17 protein-coding genes and 1 riboswitch are annotated in these 20,047 nt (G+C 70.7%); of the genes, 9 read left to right on the top strand and 8 right to left on the bottom strand.

Going from position 1 to position 20,047, the window contains the following annotated elements; genetic code table 11:
* The first annotated feature begins 22 nt into the window (after nucleotides 1-22).
* On the top strand, nucleotides 23-1,207 hold the full coding sequence (locus F1C12_RS08465; RefSeq protein WP_185278326.1) for a thiolase family protein: 1,185 nt from the start codon (nucleotides 23-25) through the stop codon (nucleotides 1,205-1,207).
* Between the two features lie 45 nt (nucleotides 1,208-1,252).
* Complete coding sequence (locus tag F1C12_RS08460; RefSeq protein ID WP_185278325.1) at nucleotides 1,253-2,014, top strand: 3-hydroxyacyl-CoA dehydrogenase; 762 nt, start codon at nucleotides 1,253-1,255, stop codon at nucleotides 2,012-2,014.
* A 133-nt stretch (nucleotides 2,015-2,147) separates the two neighbouring features.
* Here F1C12_RS08460 and F1C12_RS08455 read toward each other — a convergent pair whose 3' ends face one another.
* Nucleotides 2,148-3,605 (bottom strand): helix-turn-helix transcriptional regulator, encoded by a 1,458-nt coding sequence (locus F1C12_RS08455; protein WP_185278324.1) that lies wholly within the window; start codon nucleotides 3,603-3,605, stop codon nucleotides 2,148-2,150.
* A gap of 115 nt (nucleotides 3,606-3,720) precedes the next feature.
* Here F1C12_RS08455 and F1C12_RS08450 point away from each other — a divergent pair, with 115 nt between their 5' ends.
* Entirely contained in the window at nucleotides 3,721-5,640 is a 1,920-nt protein-coding gene (locus tag F1C12_RS08450; protein ID WP_185278323.1) for a phosphoenolpyruvate carboxykinase (GTP), read from the top strand.
* A gap of 63 nt (nucleotides 5,641-5,703) precedes the next feature.
* Here F1C12_RS08450 and F1C12_RS08445 read toward each other — a convergent pair whose 3' ends face one another.
* Nucleotides 5,704-7,662 (bottom strand): ABC transporter ATP-binding protein, encoded by a 1,959-nt coding sequence (locus F1C12_RS08445; RefSeq protein WP_185278322.1) that lies wholly within the window; start codon nucleotides 7,660-7,662, stop codon nucleotides 5,704-5,706.
* Between the two features lie 109 nt (nucleotides 7,663-7,771).
* Between F1C12_RS08445 and F1C12_RS08440 the strand changes: the two genes are divergently transcribed.
* From F1C12_RS08440 to F1C12_RS08430, 3 genes are read left to right on the top strand one after another with little or no spacing between them, the layout of a single operon-like run.
* Nucleotides 7,772-8,698: an ABC transporter ATP-binding protein gene (locus tag F1C12_RS08440; protein WP_185278321.1), complete on the top strand. Its 927-nt coding sequence runs from the start codon at nucleotides 7,772-7,774 to the stop codon at nucleotides 8,696-8,698.
* Nucleotides 8,695-9,534: an ABC transporter permease gene (locus tag F1C12_RS08435; RefSeq protein ID WP_185278320.1), complete on the top strand. Its 840-nt coding sequence runs from the start codon at nucleotides 8,695-8,697 to the stop codon at nucleotides 9,532-9,534. The genes F1C12_RS08440 and F1C12_RS08435 overlap by 4 nt, the downstream gene beginning before the upstream one ends.
* The gene (locus F1C12_RS08430) at nucleotides 9,531-10,361 is read left to right on the top strand and encodes an ABC transporter permease (RefSeq protein ID WP_185278319.1); all 831 of its coding nucleotides are present in this window, start codon (nucleotides 9,531-9,533) and stop codon (nucleotides 10,359-10,361) included. Before F1C12_RS08435 ends, F1C12_RS08430 begins: the two co-directional genes overlap by 4 nt.
* Nucleotides 10,362-10,400: 39 nt before the next feature.
* Here F1C12_RS08430 and F1C12_RS08425 read toward each other — a convergent pair whose 3' ends face one another.
* Nucleotides 10,401-11,795 (bottom strand): MFS transporter, encoded by a 1,395-nt coding sequence (locus tag F1C12_RS08425; RefSeq protein ID WP_185278318.1) that lies wholly within the window; start codon nucleotides 11,793-11,795, stop codon nucleotides 10,401-10,403.
* Between the two features lie 182 nt (nucleotides 11,796-11,977).
* Here F1C12_RS08425 and F1C12_RS08420 point away from each other — a divergent pair, with 182 nt between their 5' ends.
* Nucleotides 11,978-12,406 (top strand): DUF2269 family protein, encoded by a 429-nt coding sequence (locus F1C12_RS08420; RefSeq protein WP_185278317.1) that lies wholly within the window; start codon nucleotides 11,978-11,980, stop codon nucleotides 12,404-12,406.
* Nucleotides 12,407-12,424: 18 nt separating this feature from the next.
* Here the strand turns inward: F1C12_RS08420 and ribH are convergent, their stop codons facing one another.
* The 5 genes from ribH to F1C12_RS08395 all read right to left on the bottom strand — a co-directional run bounded on the left by ribH (nucleotide 12,425) and on the right by F1C12_RS08395 (nucleotide 17,207).
* A complete protein-coding gene (gene ribH / locus F1C12_RS08415) occupies nucleotides 12,425-12,901 on the bottom strand; it encodes a 6,7-dimethyl-8-ribityllumazine synthase (protein WP_185278316.1) in 477 nt (158 codons plus the stop codon).
* Nucleotides 12,898-14,184: a GTP cyclohydrolase II gene (gene ribA, locus F1C12_RS08410; protein WP_185278315.1), complete on the bottom strand. Its 1,287-nt coding sequence runs from the start codon at nucleotides 14,182-14,184 to the stop codon at nucleotides 12,898-12,900. The genes ribH and ribA overlap by 4 nt, the downstream gene beginning before the upstream one ends.
* Complete coding sequence (locus F1C12_RS08405) at nucleotides 14,181-14,840, bottom strand: riboflavin synthase (RefSeq protein ID WP_185278850.1); 660 nt, start codon at nucleotides 14,838-14,840, stop codon at nucleotides 14,181-14,183. Before F1C12_RS08405 ends, ribA begins: the two co-directional genes overlap by 4 nt.
* A gap of 2 nt (nucleotides 14,841-14,842) precedes the next feature.
* Nucleotides 14,843-15,850 carry a bifunctional diaminohydroxyphosphoribosylaminopyrimidine deaminase/5-amino-6-(5-phosphoribosylamino)uracil reductase RibD gene (gene ribD / locus F1C12_RS08400; protein WP_185278314.1) on the bottom strand — a complete coding sequence of 336 codons (1,008 nt, stop codon included), beginning with the start codon at nucleotides 15,848-15,850 and terminating at the stop codon, nucleotides 14,843-14,845.
* 127 nt (nucleotides 15,851-15,977) lie between these two features.
* Nucleotides 15,978-16,130: riboswitch (FMN riboswitch) on the bottom strand.
* 63 nt (nucleotides 16,131-16,193) lie between these two features.
* Nucleotides 16,194-17,207, bottom strand: a complete 1,014-nt coding sequence (locus F1C12_RS08395; protein ID WP_185278313.1) for a sugar-binding transcriptional regulator — start codon at nucleotides 17,205-17,207, stop codon at nucleotides 16,194-16,196.
* Nucleotides 17,208-17,353: 146 nt separating this feature from the next.
* Here F1C12_RS08395 and F1C12_RS08390 point away from each other — a divergent pair, with 146 nt between their 5' ends.
* On the top strand, nucleotides 17,354-19,093 hold the full coding sequence (locus F1C12_RS08390) for a glycerol-3-phosphate dehydrogenase/oxidase (RefSeq protein ID WP_185278312.1): 1,740 nt from the start codon (nucleotides 17,354-17,356) through the stop codon (nucleotides 19,091-19,093).
* A 178-nt stretch (nucleotides 19,094-19,271) separates the two neighbouring features.
* Nucleotides 19,272-20,003, top strand: coding sequence for an MIP/aquaporin family protein (locus F1C12_RS08385; protein WP_258046179.1), 732 nt, complete (start codon nucleotides 19,272-19,274; stop codon nucleotides 20,001-20,003).
* Nucleotides 20,004-20,047: the final 44 nt, after the last annotated feature.

Genomic DNA, 20,047 nt, shown 5'->3' with positions numbered 1-20,047 from the left:
CCCGAGCCGAGGAGCGCACCCCATGGCCACCGAAGCCGTCATCGTCGATGTCGTCCGCACCCCCTCCGGGCGCGGCAAACCGGGCGGCGAGCTGTCCGACATCCATCCCGCCGACCTCCTCGCCGGAGTGCTGGCCGAGATCGTGCACCGCAACGGGGTCGATCCCGCGCTCGTGGACGACGTCATCGCCGGCTGCGTGACGCAGGCGGGGGAGCAGGCCGGCAACATCGCGCGCACGGCGCTGCTGAGCGCCGGCTTCCCGGAGAGCGTGCCCGGCGTCACGATCGACCGGCAGTGCGGCTCCAGCCAGCAGGCCGCCGCGTTCGCCGCGCAGGGCGTGATCGCCGGCGCCTACGACATGGTGATCGCCTGCGGCGTCGAGTCGATGAGCCGCGCTCCGATGGGCTCCAACCTGGGCGGCGCCTCGCTCGGCGGCGAACTTCTGCACGCACGGTACCCGGAGGGCCTGGTCAACCAGGGCGTCGCCGCGGAGCTGATCGCCGACCGCTGGGGCTTCTCCCGCGAGGAGCTGGACGCCTTCGCCGCGGAGTCGCACCGCCGCGCGGCCGAGGTGGCGGCCTCCGGGGCGTTCGAGAGCGAGCTCGTGCCGGTGCCGACGCCGGACAGCGGGAGCGTCACGGCGGACGAGACCATCCGGCCGGGGACGACCGCCGAGAAGCTGGCCGCGCTGTCGCCGTCGTTCCGCACTGACCGGCTGGCCGAGCGCTTCCCGCAGCTGGACTGGCGGATCACGCCGGGCAACTCGTCGCCGCTGACCGATGGCGCTTCCGCGGCCCTGATCATGAGCGCGGAGGCCGCGGCGCGGCTGGGGCTGCGGCCGCGGGCGCGCTTCCACTCGTTCGCCGTGGCCGGCAGCGACCCGCTGTTCATGCTCACCGGCATCCTCCCTGCGACCCGCAAGCTGCTCGACCGCAGCGGGGTGACGCTGGACGACATCGCGGCGTACGAGGTCAACGAGGCCTTCGCTCCGGTGCCGCTGCTGTGGCTGCGCGAGTTCGGCGCCGACCCGGCTCGGCTGAACCCGCGCGGCGGCGCGATCGCGCTGGGCCACGCGCTCGGCTCGTCCGGCACGCGCCTGCTCGGCACCCTGCTCAACGAGCTGGAGGCCACCGGCGGCCGGTTCGGCCTGCAGACCATGTGCGAGGGCGGCGGCACCGCCAACGCGACCCTGATCGAACGCCTCTGACCCTCTGCTTCACCCTCTTCTCACCACCGTCTCGAAAGGATCACCATGCAGATCGACGGATGCTCGGCGCTCGTCACCGGCGGCGCCAGTGGACTCGGCAACGCCACCGCCCGCGCCCTCACGGAGGCCGGCGCGCGCGTCGTGATCCTGGACCTGCCCAGCTCGGAAGGCGAGAAGGCCGCCGTCGCGCTCGGCCCGCACGCCCGGTTCGTCGCCGCCGACGTCACGGACGAGGAGCAGGTGCAGGCCGCCGTGGACGCCGCGAGCTCCCTCGGCCCGCTGCGCGTCGTGGTCAACTGCGCCGGGATCGCGACCGCTCAGAAGGTCATCGGCCGCGACGGCGTCCTCCCGCTGGAGAGCTTCGAGCGCGTCATCCGGGTCAACCTGATCGGCACGTTCAACGTGGTGCGCCTCGCCGCGGTCGCGATGGCGGAGACGGAGCCGGTCGGCGAAGAGCGCGGCGTCATCGTCAACACCGCCTCCGTCGCCGCGTTCGACGGCCAGATCGGCCAGCCGGCCTACTCCGCGTCGAAGGGCGGCGTCGCCGCGATGACACTGCCGCTCGCCCGCGAGTTCGCCCGCAGCCTCATCCGCGTGGTCACCATCGCCCCCGGCATCTTCGAGACGCCGATGATGGCCGGCCTCCCGCAGGCCGCCCAGGACTCGCTCGCCGCGCAGGTGCCGCACCCCTCCCGCCTCGGCCGTCCCGCGGAGTACGCCCAGCTCGTGCGCTCCATCGTGGAGAACCCGATGCTCAACGGCGAGACCATCCGCCTCGACGGAGCGATTCGGATGCAGCCGAAGTAACCCACATTCGTGACGAATCGCGCGATAAACGCCGCCAAACGCGACATTCGTGACGAATCGCCAGAGGGCGATTCGTCACGAATCGCGCGAATGGCGGCGCCATTCGCGACATTCGTGACGAATGGCGCGGGGCTCAGGCGCCGGAGTGCGCCTCCAGGAACGTGTACACGTCCGAGTCGTCCACTCCCGGGAAGGACCCGGACGGCAGCGGCGACAGGATGTGCGCGTGCAGGCGCGCGCTCGGCCACGCCTTGCCCGTCCAGTGCCCGGTCAGCTCGGTCGCCGGCCGCTTGCAGCACGACTCGTCCGGGCAGCGGGACTCGGCGCGCGCCGTCGTCTCCCGGCCGCGGAACCACTTGGCCTGGTCGAACGGCACGCCGACGCTGATCGAGTAGCCGCCGTCGGCCGTGCTGCCGGTCTGGGTCGAGCACCAGTACGTCCCCGCGGGGGTGTCGGTGTACTGGTAGAACTCCGTGGTGCGGTTGGTGCGCGCGAACGCGTTGCGTGCGCCCCACTTGCGGCAGACCACCTGGCCCTCGATCGAGCCGGTGACATCGGTCGGGAGCGGGAGGCCGTCGTTCTCGTAGCCCTTGTAGAGGGTGCCGTCGTCGCCGACGCGGAGGAAGTGCAGCGGCATGTCCAGGTGCCTGGTCGCCAGGTTGGTCAGGCGCAGCGCGGCGGCCTCGTGGGTGACGCCGAACGCGTCGCGGAAGTCCTCGACGGCGAGGTCCTTCTCCTTCTTCGCCTGCTGCAGGAACGCCACCGCCGCCGCCTCCGGCATCAGCGCGCACGCCGCGAAGTAGTTGATCTCCAGCCGCTGCCGCAGGAAGTCCGCGTAGCTGGCCGGGCGTTCGTGGCCGAGCAGGCGGTGCGCCATCGCCTGCAAGGCCATCGAGCGGAGGCCGTGGCCGCCCGGGATGGAGGCCGGCGGCAGGTAGATGCGGCCGTTCTCCAAGTCGGTGATGGAGCGGGTCGAGCGCGGGAGGTCGTCCACGTAGATCAGCTCGAAGCCCAATTGCTCGGCCATCACGCTGACCTCGCGGTGCGTGAGCGCGCCGCGGACGTGGCCGGACGCGCGCACGCGCTCCTCGGCGAGCACCTCGATGTCGGGGATGTAGTTGTTCTGCCCGCGCATCCGCTCGCGCAGCTCCGTGTTCGCGCGCCGGGCCTCCTCGGGCGTCGCGATCGCCTCGTTGGCGCGGCGGGCGAGCTCGCGGTGCAGGCCGACCAGGGCCTCCAGCGTCTCGGTCGGCGTGCCCTTGGTCGGTTTGACGGCGGGGAGGCCGAGGGAGCCGTAGAGCGAGCCCTTCTGGGCGCGGGAGAGCTCGATCTCCAGCGCGGCGCGCGCGTCCGGCGGCTCGGCGGACAGCAGCTCCGCGAGCGGGACGCCCAGCGCGGCGGCGAGCGTGCCGAGCAGCGAGACGCGCGGCTCGCGCTTGCCGTTCTCGATCAGGGACAGCTGGCTGGCGGCGACACCGGCGGCGGCGCCGAGCTCGTCCAGCGTCAGCCCGCGCTGGGTGCGGAAGTGCCGGATGCGGTGCCCGAGGGTGGCGACGTCGGCGGTCGCCGCCTCGGTGGCGGTGGAGTCCATCCCTTCACAATAGCGAAAGAATCGCGATTCTTTACGGGCAATTTGTCACCCAAGCTCCTGATTCCTATCCGATCCTGGATTCACAACCGATCTTTCCTACCGAGAGGACGACGGAATGTCCATCGCCGAGCTCCCGCTGACCGACCAGGCACACGACGCCGACGCCGACCACGAGACGCACGCGTACCCCGCGGCCTCCACCCCGGCCGCACGCCAGGCTCCGGCCGCCGAACCGGCGCGCCCGACCGGCCTCGCCGGCCTCCGCGCCTGGGTCGCCGAGATCGCCGAACTCACCCAGCCCGAGAGCATCGTCTGGTGCGACGGCACGCCGGGGGAGGCCGACCGCCTCACCAAGCAGCTCGTCGCCGAGGGCAAGCTCATCCGGCTGAACCCGGAGTGGCGCCCGAACAGCTTCCTGGCGCGCACCGACCCGGGCGACGTCGCCCGCGTCGAGGACCGCACCTTCATCTGCTCCGTCGAGGAGGCGGACGCCGGCCCGACCAACAACTGGCGCGAGCCGGAGGCCATGCGCGCCGAACTGCGCGGCGTCTTCGCCGGCAGCATGCGCGGCCGCACGATGTACGTCGTCCCGTTCTCGATGGGACCGCTCGGCGGCCCGATCTCGCAGGTCGGCGTCGAGCTGACCGACTCCGCCTACGTCGCGGTCAGCATGGGGCTGATGACCCGCGTGACCAGCCGGGTCCTCGACCTGATCGACGCCGGCCAGCCCTGGGTGCCGACCGTGCACAGCGTCGGCGCTCCGCTGATCGACGACGCCGGAGTGCGTCACGACGACGTGACCTGGCCGTGCAACACCACCAAGTACATCGTCCAGTTCCCGGAGACCCGGGAGGTCTGGTCCTACGGCTCCGGCTACGGCGGCAACGCCATCCTGGCCAAGAAGTGCTTCGCGCTGCGGATCGCCTCCGCGATGGCGCGCGACGAAGGCTGGCTGGCCGAGCACATGCTGCTGGTCAAGGTCACCTCGCCCGAAGGCCGCGACTTCCACTTCGCCGCGGCGTTCCCCTCGGCGTGCGGCAAGACGAACCTCGCCATGCTGAAGCCGACCATCCCGGGCTGGAAGGTCGAGACCATCGGAGACGACATCGCCTGGCTCCGGCAGGGCGCTGACGGGAGGCTGCGCGCCATCAACCCCGAGGCGGGCTTCTTCGGCGTCGCGCCGGGGACGGGCGAGCTGACCAACAAGACCGCGGTCGACACGCTCTGGGGCAACACGATCTTCACGAACGTCGCGCTCCGGGACGACGGCGACGTGTGGTGGGAGGGCCTCACCGAGACCCCGCCCGCGCACCTCATCGACTGGCAGGGCAACGACTGGACGCCCGAGAGCGGGCGCCCGGCGGCGCACCCGAACTCCCGGTTCTGCGTGGCGGCCGACCAGTGCCCGAGCATCGCGGACGACTGGGACGCGGTCGACGGCGTGCCGATCGACGCCATCCTGTTCGGCGGACGTCGCGCGACCAACGTGCCGCTGGTGGCGCAGGCCCGCGACTGGAAGCACGGCGTATTCATCGGCGCGACCATCTCATCGGAGAAGACCGCCGCGGCCGAGGGCACGGTCGGCGAGCTGCGCCGCGACCCGTTCGCGATGCTGCCGTTCTGCGGCTACAACATGGCCGACTACTGGGGCCACTGGCTGGAGGTCGGCGAGCAGCTCGGCTCCAAGGCGCCCGCTGTGTTCCAGGTGAACTGGTTCCGCAAGGGCGACGACGGCCGCTTCCTCTGGCCCGGGTTCGGCGAGAACTCGCGCGTCATCGAGTGGATCGCCCGCCGGGTGGAGGGCTCGGCCGGCGCCGCGTCGACGCCGATCGGCCGCCTCCCGCTGGTGGAGGAGCTCGACCTCGACGGCCTCGACCTGCCGCAGGCGGACGTCGAGGAGCTGTTCGAGGTGGACCCGGCCAGCTGGCTCGCCGAGTGCGACCTCACCGAGGAGTTCTTCGGGCAGTTCGGGAACCGCGTCCCCGCCGCCCTCCGCGCCGAGCTCGCCTCGCTGCGGTACCAGTTGAAGGCGTAACGAGAGCCACAGCAGGAGAGCCGCCGCGATCATCGATCGCGGCGGCTCTTCCGCGTCCGGCGGCTAGACCAGCAGCTGGTGCTTGGCCAGGTCGCGGTAGAGCGGGGTGCTCGCGACGAGCTCGGAGTGCGTCCCGACGCCGACCACGCGGCCGTGGTCGAGCACGACGATCTGGTCGCTGTCCACGACGGTGGAGAGCCGGTGTGCGATGACCAGGAGTGTGCGGTCCTCGGCGACGGCGTCGATGGCCTCCCGCATCAGCTGCTCGTTGCGGCCGTCGAGGCTGGAGGTGGACTCGTCCAGCAGCAGCACCGGCGGCGCGGCGAGCAGGGCACGCGCGATGGCGAGGCGCTGGCGCTCGCCCCCGGAGAGCATGATGCCGTCCTCGCCGACGGGCGCGTCCAGGCCGAGGTCGCTGCGCTCCAGCACCTCGGTGAGGTTGACCGCGTGCAGGACGTCCACGCACTGCTCGTCGGTCGCCTCCGGCGTCGCGAGCCGGAGGTTGTCCCGCAGCGACCCGGCCAGCACCGGGGCGTCTTGCTCGACGTAGCCGATGTTGGAGCGCAGCGCGACGCGGTCGAGCGTGCGGACGTCCATCCCGCCGAACCGCACCTGGCCGGCTTCCGGGTCGTAGAACCGCTCGATCAGCGCGAGGATGGTCGACTTGCCCGCGCCGGACGGGCCGACCAGGGCCGTGCGCTTGCCGCGCGGAACCGTGAAGCTGACCCCGTGCAGCACGCCCCCGTGTGCGGCGGCCGGTGCGTCGGCGCCGAGGCCGGCCGCGGCCTCCGCCTCGGCGACGACATCCGCGCCGCCGAGAGCGCCGAGGGCGATCCCCTCCGTGCCGGCGGGCGCGGACCCTGCGGGCGACGGCTCGTCGCGCTCCGGGTTCGACGGGTAGGCGAACTCCACGTCCACGAACTCGATCGCCGGGGCGTGCGGGGCGAGGCCCTCGTTGGCGACACCGACGGTCATCCCGAGCGGCGCGATGTCGCGGTCGAACTGGTCCTCGGCGGGGAGGTCGAGGATCTCCTGGATGCGGCCGAGCGCGCCGAGCGCCGAGTTCACGGCGGTGATCGCGCCGAAGGCCTGGCCGAGCGGCAGGATCATCATGAACAGGAAGAGGATGAACGCGACCAGGTTCGCCACGGTGATCGCGCCGCTGGCGACCCGGAAGCCGCCGACGCCGAGCACGACCAGGAACGACACCTGCATCGCGATGCCGGCGACCGGGACGACGAGGGCCGAGATCTTCGCGACCTGGATGCCCATCTTCCACGCGCCGGTCGCGTCGGCGTCCACCGCCGCGATCTCGCGGTCCGTCGCGTTCGCCGCGCGGATGGTCCGCACCGAGCTGATCGCGCGCTCGACCGCGGCGGCGAGGTCCCCGACCTTGGTCTGCGCCTTCTGGCTGGCGACGCGGATGCGGCCCGACAGCAGCGTGACGACGACGATGGAGACTGCGACGACGAGCACGGTCAGGCCGAGCAGCACCGGGTCGATGATCAGCATGGCGATGAGCGCGCCGATGAACGTCAGCGCGCCGCCGATGGCCTCCACCAGGCCCTGGGTGAGCACCGCGCGCAGCAGCGTGGTGTCCGAGCCGACCCGGGAGACGAGGTCGCCTGTGCGTCGGGTGTCGAACTCGCTGATCGGCAGCCGCAGCATCCGCGCCACGAGCTTGCGGCGCGAGGACAGCACGACGCCCTCGCCGGTGCGCTGCAGGAGGTAGTGCTGGTAGCCGGAGATGAGCGCGGAGACCACCACGAGCGCGACCAGTCCCCAGACGATCCCGTTCAGCGGCTCGCCCTTGCCGACGATGGTGATGACCTGGCTGACCAGCAGCGGCTGGGCGAGGCTCGCGGCCGCGCCGAGCACGCTCAGCACGACGACGAACGAGAGCACGCCGCGGTGCTCGAGCAGGTAGGGGAGGAGCTGGCTGAACCGCGCGCGCGGTCCGCTGTCCGCCTCCCGCCGCGCGAAGGGCGAACGGCGGCGTGGAGCGGTGGTGTCGGTGCTCATGGGGTTCCTTCGACAGGAGTTCGGGATGCTGCTTCGACCGTACTTCCTGCGGGCTGCCGGTTTGCTGACACCGGCGGAATGTCCGTGGTCCGGGCTACAGTGCTGAACTATGCCGACGTCCGTCATCACCGCCGCCGACCTGGTCAAGAAGTACAAGGACTTCCCGGCCGTCGACGGGATCAGCTTCGAAGTCGAGGCGGGGGAGTCGTTCGGCCTCCTCGGCCCCAATGGCGCGGGCAAGTCGACCACCATGCGGATGATCGGCGCGGTCTCCACGCGCACGGCGGGCGAGCTGAGCATCCTCGGGCTCGACCCCGACCGGTACGGGCCGGAGATCCGGTCGCAGCTGGGCGTCGTGCCGCAGTCGGACAACCTCGACACCGAGCTGCGGGTGCGGGACAACCTCATCGTCTACGGGCGCTACTTCGGCCTCCCGTCCGCGCGGGTGCGACAGCGCGCCGACGAGCTGCTGGCGTTCGCGCAGCTGGAGGACAAGGCCAAGGCGAAGGTGGACGACCTCTCCGGCGGCATGAAGCGCCGGCTCACCATCGCGCGTGCCCTGATCAACGACCCGCGCATCCTGCTGCTCGACGAGCCGACCACCGGACTCGACCCGCAGGCCAGGCACATCCTCTGGGACCGGCTGTTCCGCCTCAAAGAGCAGGGGACGACGCTGGTGCTCACAACGCACTACATGGACGAAGCCGAGCAGCTCTGCGACCGGCTCGTCGTGGTCGACAAGGGCACGATCATGGCCGAGGGGACGCCGGCCTCCCTCATCCGGCAGTACTCGACGCGCGAGGTGCTGGAGGTCCGCTTCGGCTCCGAGCGCAACGCCGAGGTCGCGCCGCGGCTCGACGGGATCGGCGAGCGCGTGGAGGTGCTGCCCGACCGCATCCTGGTCTACAGCGACGACGGCGAGGCCGAGCTCGCGCGGCTGACGGAGCGCGGCCTCCACCCGCTCACCAGCCTGGTGCGCCGGTCCAGCTTGGAGGATGTCTTCCTGCGGCTCACCGGACGGAGCCTGATCGAATGAGCGCGGCGGTCGACGAAGGCACGCGGGCGGCGCTCGCCGCCTCCGCACGGCCGCGCCGGTTCGGCGCCTGGTACGTCGCGGAGCACCGCTTCCGGGTGATGCGCTCGTACCTGCAGACGCTGCTGGTCACCGGTTTCGGCAACCCGTTCCTCTACCTCTTCGCGATGGGCGTCGGGCTCGGGAGCCTGGTGAGCGCTCACATGGGTCCGACCGCCGTCAACGGCGTCAGCTACCTGGCGTTCGTCGCGCCCGCCCTCCTCTGCACGGCGGCGGTCACGGTGGCGAGCGAGGAGTTCACCTACCCGGTCATGCTCGGGTTCAAGTGGAATCCCACCTTCATCGGCATCAGCGCGTCCCCGATCGCCCCGGGGCAGATCATCGACGGCGTCGTCATCTCGGTGGTGGCGCGGCTGCTCGGCACGAGCATCGTCTACTACGTCTTCATGCTGCTCTTCGGTGCGGTGCCGAGCCCGTGGGGGTGGCTCGCCATCCTGGTCGCGACGCTCGGCGGGCTGGCCTTCGGCGCGCCCGTGATTGCGTACGTCGCGACTCTGGAGCAGGACACCGGCCAGATCGCGATGCTGATGCGCTTCGTGCTGCTGCCGATGACGCTGTTCTCCGGCACGTTCTTCCCGCTGGCCTCCATGCCGGTCTACCTGCAGTGGATCGGCTGGATCTCGCCGCTCTGGCACTCCACCGAGCTCGCCCGCGTCTTCGCCTACGGCTACGCCGAACCGCTCTGGCTCAGCCTCGTGCACGCTGTCTACCTGCTGGCGCTGTTCGTCGTGTTCTGGCGCTGGGCGCGCCGCATCGCGGGACGGAGGCTGACCAAGTGACCACCACCCGCGACCCGCTCGTCGAGACCGTCTTCCGGTCGCGTCCGCTGCGCGCGCTCTACGCCGGCAACGCCCGGTCGGTCATGCAGCGCGGCTGGTCGGCGACCCGCAGCACGAACTGGCTGGTCATCGTCTCCGGCTTCTTCGAGCCGATCTTCTACCTGCTCTCGCTCGGCGTCGGCTTCGGCGCGCTCGTCGGCACCGTGACGACCGCCGGAGGCCAGCAGGTCCCCTACGCGGCCTTCATCGCTCCCGCGCTGCTGGCGACCGCCGCGATGAACGGCGCGGTGTACGACTCCACCTGGAACGTGTTCTTCAAGATGCACTTCGCCAAGCTGTACGAGGGGATGCTGTCGACCTCCCTCGGCCCGCTCGACGTCGCGCTCGGCGAGATCCTGCTGGCGCTGCTGCGCGGCGCCCTCTACGCGGTCGGCTTCATGATCGTGATGCAGGTGCTGGGGCTGAACCTGTCCTGGTGGGCGCTGCTCGCCCTCCCGGCTGTGCTGCTGATCGCGTTCGGCTTCGCGAGCTTCGGGATGGGCATCACCAGTTACATGAAGACCTTCCAGCAGATGGACTGGATCAACTTCATCCTGCTGCCGATGTTCCTGCTGTCGGCGACCTTCTACCCGATCACCGTCTACCCCGGCTGGATCCAGTCGATCATCATGGCGTTGCCGCTGTGGCACGGGGTCGAGTTGGTGCGCGGCCTCACGACCGGCGCCGTCGACGCGGGGATGCTGTGGCACGTGCTGTACTTCGCGGTGATGATCGTGCTCGGGCTGGTGCTCACGACGCGGCGCCTCAGGGCGTTGTTCCTGGACTGAGAACGGGCGCCCACCGCCGTGGCGGGCGCCCGGTCGGCCTCAGCTGACGTTCTCGTCGAAGTCGATGTCGCGGGTCTCCGTGGAGAGCAGCAGCGCGATGAGCGTCAGCACGCCAGCCCCGGACAGGTAGACGCCGACCCAGACGGTGCTGCCGCCGCCGATCGTCCACAGCCACACCGCGATCGTGGGCGCCACCGCCGCGCCGAGCACGCTGGCCAGGTTGTACGCGATGGCGGAGCCCGTGTAGCGGACGTTCGTCGGGAACAGCTCCGGCAGCTCGGCGCCCATCGGCCCGAAGGTCAGTCCCATGAGCGTGAAGCCGACGATGAGCAGCGCCATCGTGCCGATCGTGCCGCCGGCGAACAGCGGGACGAACAGCAACCCGAACAGGATGATGCCGAGGGTCACCCAGATCAGCGTCTTCCGGCGCCCGAAGCGCTCCGCGAGCGGGCCGGCGACCAGTGTGAAGACTCCGAAGAACACCACACCGATGATGAGCATGACCAGGAAGTCGTTGCGCGCGTAGCCGAGGCCGGGCACGAACCCGGCGGCCGAGAACGTCTTGCCGGCCTTCTCGGCGGCGGACTGGGCGGCCTCCGGGGTCGCAGCGGTCGTCCCGTAGGTCAGCGTGAACGCCGTCATCAGGTAGAAAAGCACGTAGGTCGCGAGCATGATGAACGTGCCGAGCACGATCTGCCGCCAGCTGGTTCTGAACACCCGCGCGAGCGGGAGCTTCGCCACTTCGCCGGTGTCGACGACTTTCTGGAAGGCCGGGGTCTCCACCAGCTTCAGCCGCACGTACAGGCCGACGATGACGAGCACCGCGCTCAGCAGGAACGGGACGCGCCAGCCCCACGCCGCGAACTGCTCGGCGTCGATCGAGAGGCTCAGCACCAGGAACAGCAGGTTCGCGACGATGAACCCGATGGGCGCGCCGAGCTGCGGGAACGTCCCGTAGATCGCGCGCTTGCCGGCCGGTGCGTTCTCCGTGGCGAGCAGCGCAGCGCCGCTCCACTCGCCGCCGAGGCCGAGTCCCTGGCAGAACCGCATCACGACGAGCAGGAACGGAGCCCAGAACTCCCAGCCGGGCACGTGCGCGGTGGGCAGGCAGCCGATCAGGACGGTGGCGACACCCATGGTCAGCAGGGAGCCGACCAGGGTGCCCTTGCGGCCGATCCGGTCGCCGAAGTGGCCGAACAAGATGGAGCCGACCGGACGCGCGATGAACGCGACGCCGAAGACGGCGAACGACGACAGCAGTGCGGCCGTCGGGTCCTCGCTGGTGAAGAACAGCGAGGGGAAGACGAGGACGGCGGCGGTGGCGTAGACGTAGAAGTCGTAGAACTCGATCGAGGTGCCGATGAGGCTGGCGAGGATGACGCGACCGCGGGTGTTGACGGGGGCGGGAGGGGTGACGGAGGCCGTCGTGGACATGCGTGAAGAACTTCCGGTGACGTGACGAGCAGCCGCAGAGCGTGGGCGTCGGTCGGGCGTCGCGCGGGCGGTGAAGAAGGAACGGGACGCTTGTGGCGTCCGTTTCACCCTATGCCGCCGATGGAGGCCGGACCGAATCGGGCCCGGCCGGGCCGGGCCACGCCGATCGATAGGCTGAGGGCATGGAAACCCTCTTCGCCGTGCTGCATGTCGTGTCCGCCGTTTTCATCGTGGGGCCGATGGCCATCCTGCCGATGACGGCGATGCGCGCCGTGCGCGCGGGGAACGCGGGCCAGGTGGAGGTGCTCGCGAAGTCGACCAACCTTCTTTCGCTGCTCTCGCTGCTGGTCGTGTTCTTCGGGTTCGGCGTGATGGGACTCGCGGACAAGAAGTACGACCTGAGCATCGTGACGCCGTGGATCCTCTGGTCGATCATCCTCTACGTGGTCGCCCTCGGCCTGACGCTGTTCCTGGTCGTGCCGACCATGCGCCGCGCCGGCGAGGCCATCCGCGCGGGCGAGACCTCGAAGTACCCGGCCATCGCCGCGGGCTCCGGCGTCGCCAGCCTGCTGCTGGTCGCCGTGGTCGTGCTGATGGTGTGGAAGCCGTAGCCTCCACACCACCGGCCGTTACGCGCGCAGCGCCCGCAGCGCGATCGCGGTCACGAGCGCCGCGTGCGCGGCCTCCTCGCCCTTGTCCTCCTTGGAGCCGGGGAGGCCGGCGCGGTCGATGCCCTGCGCCTCGTCGTCCAGCGTGAGGACGCCGAAGCCGACCGGCTTGCCGGTGTCGAGCGCGACCCGGGTGAGGCCGTCGGTCGCCGCCGACGAGACGTACTCGAAGTGCGGGGTGCCGCCGCGGATGATCACGCCGAGCGCGACCACGGCGTCGGCGCCGGACTCCAGCGCCGCCTTGCTGACGACGGGGAGCTCGAAGCTGCCGGGGACGCGCACGAGCGAGAACTCGGCGCCCGCGGCCTCCAGCGTCCGCGTGGCACCCGCGATCAGGCCGTCGGTGATCTGGTCGTGCCAGGTGCCGGCGACGATGACGACCCGCAGGCCGCTCCCGTCGACGGCCTCTGCTGCGTTGGGCGCTCCGGCTCCGCTCATCGTGCTGTCCTCTCCGCCGCGATGGCGTCCTCGTCATCCGTTTCGATGTCGTCGATCACGTGACCCATCCGGTCGCGCTTGGTCTCGAGGTAGCCCTCGTTGAACACCCCGACGCCCACGACGAGCGGCACGCGCTCCTGGACTTCGATGCCGTGCTCCTCGAGCTGGCGCACCTTCTCGGGGTTGTTGGTCAGCAGGCGAACGGACTCGATGCCGAGGTCCTGCAGGATCGCCGTCGCCGCGCCGTAGTCGCGCGCGTCGATCGGCAGGCCCAGCGCCAGGTTGGCGTCGAGGGTGTCGAGGCCGTCCTCCTGGAGCTTGTAGGCGCGCAGCTTGTTGATCAGGCCGATGCCGCGGCCCTCGTGCCCGCGCAGGTAGACCACGACGCCGCCCTCCCGCTGGATGGTGGCGAGCGCCGCGTCGAGCTGCGGCCCGCACTCGCACTTGAGCGAGCCGAACGCCTCGCCGGTCAGGCACTCCGAGTGGACGCGGACGAGCGTGCCCTCGGCCGCCGGCCTGCCGGAGACGATGGCGACGTGGTCGGCGCCGGTCATCCGGTCGCGGTAGGCGCGCATCCGGAACGAGCCGTTCGTGGTCGGGACGGTGGTCTCGACCTCGAAGATCACCCGCGACGACTCCGGGATGGGCGCGGGGGAGCCGAGCTGCTGGTCGCAGTGGAACTCCTGCAGGTACGCGATCAGCGCCTCGATCGTGATCACGAGGACGCCCTCGCGCTCGCCCAGCTCCAGCAGGCCGGGGAGGCGCATCATCTCCCCGTCGTCGGCGACGATCTCCGAGATGGCCGCGACCGGGGTGAGTCCGGCGAGCTGCATCAGGTCGACCGCCGCCTCGGTGTGGCCGTCGCGCTCGCGCACGCCGCCGTCCACCGCGCGCAGCGGCATGATGTGGCCGGGCCGGTGCAGGCTCGCGGGCGTGGACTCCGCGTCGGCGAGCACGCGCAGGGTGTGCGCGCGGTCGGCGGCGCTGATGCCGGTCGACAGCCGGTTGGCGGCGTCCACGCTGACGGTGTAGTTGGTGCCGCGTGCGTCCTCGTTGTGCGCGACCATCACCGGCAGCTCCAGGCGGTCGGCGATCTCGTTCGTCATCGGCGCGCAGATGAAGCCGGAGGAGTTCTTCACCGTCCAGGCGATCCACTCCTGGCTGGCGAACTCGGCGGCGATCACGACATCGCCCTCGTTCTCGCGGCTCTCGTTGTCGACCACGATGACGGGCCGGCCGGAGCGCAGCTCGGCGAGGGCCTCGGGGATGGTGGCGAGCGTCATGACGCACTCCGTTCTGTTGCGGTCTCTGCGGGTTCGAAGCGGGCGGCGAAGTCGGGCTCGAGCGCGAGCATCCGCTCGACGTGCCGGGCGAGGATGTCGGTCTCGATGTTCACGCTGTCGCCGGGGACGCGGTCGCCGAGCGTGGTGGCGGCGAGGGTCTCCGGGATGAGCGAGACCTCGAACCAGCCGTCCTCGCGGCCGCCGCCGACCTCGCTCACCGTGAGCGAGACGCCGTCGATGGCGATGGAGCCCTTGCGGGCGACGAGGGGCGCGTGCGCCGGGTCGAGGCTGAGCCGGACCACGCGCCAGGCGCTGCCGTCCTCGATGGAGAGCACGGTCGCCGTGCCGTCGATGTGGCCCTGAACGATGTGGCCGCCGAGCCGGTCGCCGACCTGCGCGGCGCGCTCCAGGTTCACCCTGCGGCCCGGCGCGACGTCGTCGAGCGTGCTCATCGCGAGGGTCTCCGCCATCACGTCGGCCGTGAACGTCTCGGCGTCCTGGCCGATCACGGTGAGACAGACCCCGCTGACCGAGATGGAGTCGCCGTGCCCGGCGTCGCTGACGGCGAGCGGGCCGCGCACGGTGATCCGCATCGCGTCGGCGTCGCGTTCGACGGCGACGACCTCGCCCAGCTCTTCGATGATTCCGGTGAACACGCTCACGCCTCCTGGTGGGTGGTCGGGACGGGCACGGCCCGCAGGTACAGGTCGACGCCGAGTCGTTCGACGTCGAGGATGCGCAGCTTGCGCTGGTCGCCGATGGTCTCGGCCCCGATGTCGCCGAGCGCGAGCTTCGGGCCGCCGAGCAGCGACGGCGCGAGGTAGATGGCGTACTCGTCCACGAGCCCCGCGGCGACGAACGCGCTCGCCAGGGTCGGGCCGCCCTCCACGTACACCCGGCGGAAGCCGCGCTGGTGGAGGTCCGCGACGACCTCGTGGAGGTCGTGGGTGCCCTCGAAGATCACGGGGTGCGGATGGCGGAACACAGCCGCGTCCTTCGGAACGGCGCGCGTTCCGACGACGACGGGCGTCGGCTGCGTGGCGAGGAGTTCGCCGGCGTCGCCGCGTGCGGTCAGGCTGGGGTCGTCGGCGAGCACGGTGCCGGTGCCGACGACGATCGCGTCGGAGGCCTCCCGCTGCTCGTGCACGCGCTGCCGGGCTGCGGCGCCGGTGATCCACCGGCTGGTGCCGTCGGCGGCGGCGGTGCGGCCGTCGAGCGTGCTGGCCCACTTGACCGTGATGTGCGGCCGGCCGAGGCGCGCGGCCGTCAGCCAGTCGCCGAGGAAGGTCTCCGCCTCGTCCGCGAGCACGCCGCCGACGACCTCGACGCCGGCCTCCCGCAGGCGCTCGGCGCCTCCGCTGGAGTGGCGGCCCGGATCGGCGACCGCGTAGACCACGCGGGCGACCCCGGCGGCGATCAGCGCCTCCGAGCAGGGGCCGGTGAGACCCCAGTGGTTGCACGGCTCCAGGGTCACGACGGCCGTCGCTCCACGGGCGCCGCCCTCGGGGAGGCTGCTGAGCGCGTCGACCTCGGCGTGCGCGGTGCCGGCTCCGCGGTGGAAGCCCTCCGCGATGGCGTTGCCGTCGGCGTCGAGGATCACGCAGCCGACGCGCGGGTTGACGCCGGCGGCCGGGCCGCCCTCGGCGAGCCGCAGCGCGGTGTGCATCGCCGCTTCCCAATCTCCAGTCCGGGTCATCCGGGCGTCGTCCTGTCTCTCGTTGCCGTCGAGACGTGGTGCCGGGGTCGCTGGAGCCGAAAGCTCGCGTTCGCGGCGGTCGAAAACGCGGACCGCCGACGTGCGCCTCCCATCCGGACTGAGCGCCCAGGCTCTCGCCTGCACGCATTACCGTCGGTACCGGAATTCCACCGGTTCAGCAGGGGGCTCTCGCCTCCCGCTCGCGGACTGTCACCGCCGGTTCGGACTCTCACCGACCCCGGAGCACGTTCTTCTGTTGTCGAGTCTAGATCAACGCCGGTTCGGGCGAACTATTCCCGGACGTTGTGTGACGTCAGGCGGCGTGCTCGACCGAGGCGGCGGCCTCGCCCGGCTCCACCAGATCCGCCAGCGCGCGTGCCGTCCCCTCGTCCACGATCAGGTCGGTGATCAGCCCGGCCGCCAGCGCGCCGCGGAGGCTGTGCACCTTCGACGGGCCCGAGACGATGCAGACCCGGCGGGGCACGCGCTTGATCAGGTCGATGTCCGGCCCGCTGGCCCGCTCGTTCAGCGGGATGCCGTGGTGGCTGCCGTCCTCGCGGAAGAACACCGTCGCCACATCGCCGACGACCCCGGAGGCGTCCAGCGACGCGTAGTCCTCCGCGTCGAGGTAGCCGCCCGCGTACACGTGCGAGCGCACCTCCGAGAAGGGGGAACCCAGGCCGAACAGCGCCACGTCCATCCGCTCCTGGATGTCGAGGATGCGCCGGGTGCTGCGCTCGCGCCACATGGCCTGCTTGGTCTGCGGGTCGTCGAACAGCGCGGGCACCGGGAATTCCTGGATCGTCCCGGCGTAGGTGTCGCCGAACCGGCGCAGGATCTCGGACGCGTACAGCACGCCGGTCGTGTAGGTGTTGCCCGCGCCGTTGAGCTGCACGAACTCCACGTTGTGCAGGTCCTTCGGGATGAGGTGCCTGCTAAGCGCGCTCATCGTCGAGCCCCAGGCGACCCCGACGGTGGTGTTGGAGTCGATGAAGCGGTCGAGAATCCGTGCAGCGGAGATCGCGACGCGCTCGAGCCGGTCGACGTCGCTGATCGCGCTCGGCATCGGCACGATGTGTGCGCCGATGCCGTAGCGGGCGTGCAGCTCCTGCTGGACGCGCGTCGCGCCCTCGTGGGGCTGGGCGATCTGGATGGTGACCAGCCCGGACGCGCGCGCATAGGAGAGGAGCCGGGAGACGCTGGACCGCGAGGTGTGCATCTCGTGGGCGATGGCCTCCATCGTGAGGTCCTGCATGTAGTACAGGTGCCCCGCCTTCAGGGCGTCGCGGACCTTCTCGGGGAGGTTCTGGGTATCGGGTGCGGACATTCGGGGACCGCTTTCTGGTTTCGGGTACTGCTGCCTGGGTTCGGGTGGCGCTGCACGTATGTGCATCCGGCTTGATCGAAGTTGTGCCGACATCGAAGACTATAGCGAAACCCACCGCCGTTCAGTAGAAGCACCAGGAGTCAACCGTGACGACGAAGTCGAATGCCCGCCCCGAGATCCAGCAGCTCCGCGAGCGCCCGCACGCCCAGGTCGTGATCGTCGGCGGCGGGATCAATGGGCTCGGCACCTTCCGCGACCTCGCCCTGCAGGGCGTCGACGTCGTGCTCGTGGAGCGCAACGACTTCGTGTCCGGCGCGTCCGCAGCCTCCAGCCACATGATCCACGGCGGCATCCGCTACCTGGAGAACGGCGAGTTCCGCCTGGTCAAGGAGTCGGTGACCGAGCGCAACGGCCTGCTGAAGATCGCGCCGCACTACGTCAAGCCGCTGCAGACGACCATCCCGATCTACTCCACCTTCTCGGGCATCCTCGCTGCGCCGCTGCGCTTCCTCACCCACAAGCAGGGCAAGCCGAAGGAGCGCGGCGCCTTCCTGATCAAGACCGGCCTCACGATCTACGACACGTTCTCCCGCGAGGGCGGCACCGTGCCGCGGCACAGCTTCCACGGCCGGCGGAAGTCGCTCGAGACCCTCCCGAAGCTGAACCCGGGGCTGAAGTACACCGCCACGTACTTCGACGCGTCCGTGCACGACCCGGAGCGCCTGGCGCTCGACGTCCTCGCCGACGGTCTGGCCGCCGGCCCGCATGCCCGGGCGGCGAACTATCTGGAGGCCGTCGGAGCACAGGACGGCGGCGTGCTCGTCCGCGACCGGGAGACCGGCGACGAGTTCACGGTCACCGCCGACGTCGTCGTCAACGCCTCCGGCCCCTGGACCGACCTCACCAACGCCGCCCTCGGCCGGGCGACCGAGTTCATGGGCGGCACCAAAGGCTCGCACATCGTCCTCGACAACCCGGAGCTGCTGGAGGCGTGCGACGGCCGGGAGATCTTCTTCGAGAACAACGACGGCCGCATCGTCCTGATCTACCCGCTCAAGGGCAAGGTCATGGTCGGCACGACCGACCTCGAAGCGGACATGTCGGTCCCCGCGGTGTGCACCGAGGACGAGATCGACTACTTCATCGAACTGGTCGCGCACGTTTTCCCAACGATCCCGGTCACCCGCGAGCAGATCGTCTACAGCTTCTCCGGCGTCCGCCCGCTGCCGCACCACGACGACACCGCGCCCGGTTTCGTCTCCCGCGACTACCGGATCGTGCCCGGCACGATCGCCGGTCTCGGCGACACCACCGTGCTCAGCCTCGTCGGCGGCAAGTGGACGACGTTCCGCGCGCTGAGCGAGCACCTCGCGAACGAGACGCTGGAGGCCCTGGGCATGACCCGCACGGTCGCCACCCTCGGCCTCCCGATCGGCGGCGGCGCCGGCTTCCCCACGACGCCGCAGGCCGAGCGCGACTGGGTGGCCCGCTACGGCGCCGACGTGGGCGCCGCCCGCGCGAGCGTGCTGCTGCACCGCTACGGCACCAAGGCCGCGTTCGTCATCGACGCCATCGCCGGCTGGGACGGTGAGGACGCCCCTCTCGCCGCCGCCCCCGACTACTCCCGCGCGGAGATCGACCACCTCGTGCGCACGGAGCGGGTGGCCCACCTCTCCGATGTCTTCCTGCGCCGCACCAGCCTCGCGTTCACCGGTTCGGTCTCGATCCCGCTGGTCCACGAGATCGGCGAAATCGTCGCAAACGCGCTCGGATGGTCGCCAAATCGGCGCGCGGAGGAGGAAGATGCGTTCCAAGCGGAACTGGCAGCCGCCCACCGGGTGAACCTGGCGTCGGGGGACGGGAGCGAAGCCGCGGCGCTCCGATAATGCACGAACGTGCATAGAACGGTCCTTGCCCGGGCGGACCCGACCGCAATAGCGTTCAAAGGCCCACCCTGGCGAGAGCCACACCATCGCACGACAGGGTGCGGGTCAACTGAACAACTGGAAGGTCAACGTGGACAATATCGGTATTGATTTCCTGTCAGAGTTGTGCGGAACGGCAATGCTGGTGCTTCTCGGTACCGGTGTCGTCGCGAACGTCGCCCTGATCAAGAACAAGGGCTTCAACGGCGGGTTCCTGATGGTGAACATCGGCTGGGGCATCGCGGTCTTCTCGGGTGTCGTCGTCGCCTACAACTCGGGCGCGCACCTGAACCCCGCCGTGACGCTCGGTCTGGTCGCCAACGGCGCCAAGGCGTTCGGCAGCGCCGCCGGGCACACGCTGGTGCCGGTCAACTTCGTGACAGTGCTCCTCTATATCGTCGCGCAGCTGATCGGTGCGTTCATCGGCGCCGTGCTGACGTTCCTGGCGTACAAGAAGCACTTCGACGAGGAGCCGGACCCGGGCAACAAGCTCGGCGTCTTCTCCACCGGCCCTGCGATCCGCAGCTACGCCTGGAACCTCGTCACCGAGATCATCGGCACCTTCGTGCTGGTGTTCGTCGTGATCGCCTTCGGCCACCAGCCCGGCACCGCGGCGGGCCTCGCCGCCCTCGGCGCCCTGCCCGTCGCCCTCCTGGTGATCGGCATCGGCGCGAGCCTCGGTGGTCCGACCGGATATGCCATCAACCCGGCTCGTGACCTCGGCCCGCGCATCGCTCACGCCGTCCTGCCCATCAAGGGCAAGGGCACCAGCGACTGGTCCTACTCCTGGGTGCCGGTCGTCGGCCCGATCATCGGCGGTCTGCTCGCCGGCTGGCTCGCGCTGCTGCTGCTGCCCATCCTCACCAAGTAACACCCGGGGGCCGGCCGGGGGAGACCCCGACCGGCCCTCTTCAG

Source organism: Leifsonia shinshuensis (genome assembly GCF_014217625.1).
Classification (GTDB): domain Bacteria; phylum Actinomycetota; class Actinomycetes; order Actinomycetales; family Microbacteriaceae; genus Leifsonia; species Leifsonia shinshuensis_A.
This window is presented reverse-complemented; position numbering and strand designations above follow the sequence as displayed.

Excerpts from the sequence above, each read along its gene's own strand:
- F1C12_RS08455 (WP_185278324.1), bottom strand. The coding sequence starts at position 3,605 with ATGGACTCCACCGCCACCGAGGCGGCGACCGCCGACGTCGCCACCCTC.
- F1C12_RS08395 (WP_185278313.1), bottom strand. The coding sequence starts at position 17,207 with ATGTCCGCACCCGATACCCAGAACCTCCCCGAGAAGGTCCGCGACGCC.
- ribA (WP_185278315.1), bottom strand. The coding sequence starts at position 14,184 with ATGACGCTCGCCACCATCCCCGAGGCCCTCGCCGAGCTGCGCTCCGGC.
- F1C12_RS08445 (WP_185278322.1), bottom strand. The coding sequence starts at position 7,662 with ATGAGCACCGACACCACCGCTCCACGCCGCCGTTCGCCCTTCGCGCGG.
- F1C12_RS08450 (WP_185278323.1), top strand. The coding sequence starts at position 3,721 with ATGTCCATCGCCGAGCTCCCGCTGACCGACCAGGCACACGACGCCGAC.
- F1C12_RS08435 (WP_185278320.1), top strand. The coding sequence starts at position 8,695 with ATGAGCGCGGCGGTCGACGAAGGCACGCGGGCGGCGCTCGCCGCCTCC.
- F1C12_RS08440 (WP_185278321.1), top strand. The coding sequence starts at position 7,772 with ATGCCGACGTCCGTCATCACCGCCGCCGACCTGGTCAAGAAGTACAAG.
- F1C12_RS08420 (WP_185278317.1), top strand. The coding sequence starts at position 11,978 with ATGGAAACCCTCTTCGCCGTGCTGCATGTCGTGTCCGCCGTTTTCATC.
- ribH (WP_185278316.1), bottom strand. The coding sequence starts at position 12,901 with ATGAGCGGAGCCGGAGCGCCCAACGCAGCAGAGGCCGTCGACGGGAGC.
- F1C12_RS08425 (WP_185278318.1), bottom strand. The coding sequence starts at position 11,795 with ATGTCCACGACGGCCTCCGTCACCCCTCCCGCCCCCGTCAACACCCGC.
- F1C12_RS08460 (WP_185278325.1), top strand. The coding sequence starts at position 1,253 with ATGCAGATCGACGGATGCTCGGCGCTCGTCACCGGCGGCGCCAGTGGA.
- ribD (WP_185278314.1), bottom strand. The coding sequence starts at position 15,850 with ATGCACACCGCGCTGCGGCTCGCCGAGGGCGGCCCGGCCGCCGGCGTC.
- F1C12_RS08385 (WP_258046179.1), top strand. The coding sequence starts at position 19,272 with ATGCTGGTGCTTCTCGGTACCGGTGTCGTCGCGAACGTCGCCCTGATC.
- F1C12_RS08465 (WP_185278326.1), top strand. The coding sequence starts at position 23 with ATGGCCACCGAAGCCGTCATCGTCGATGTCGTCCGCACCCCCTCCGGG.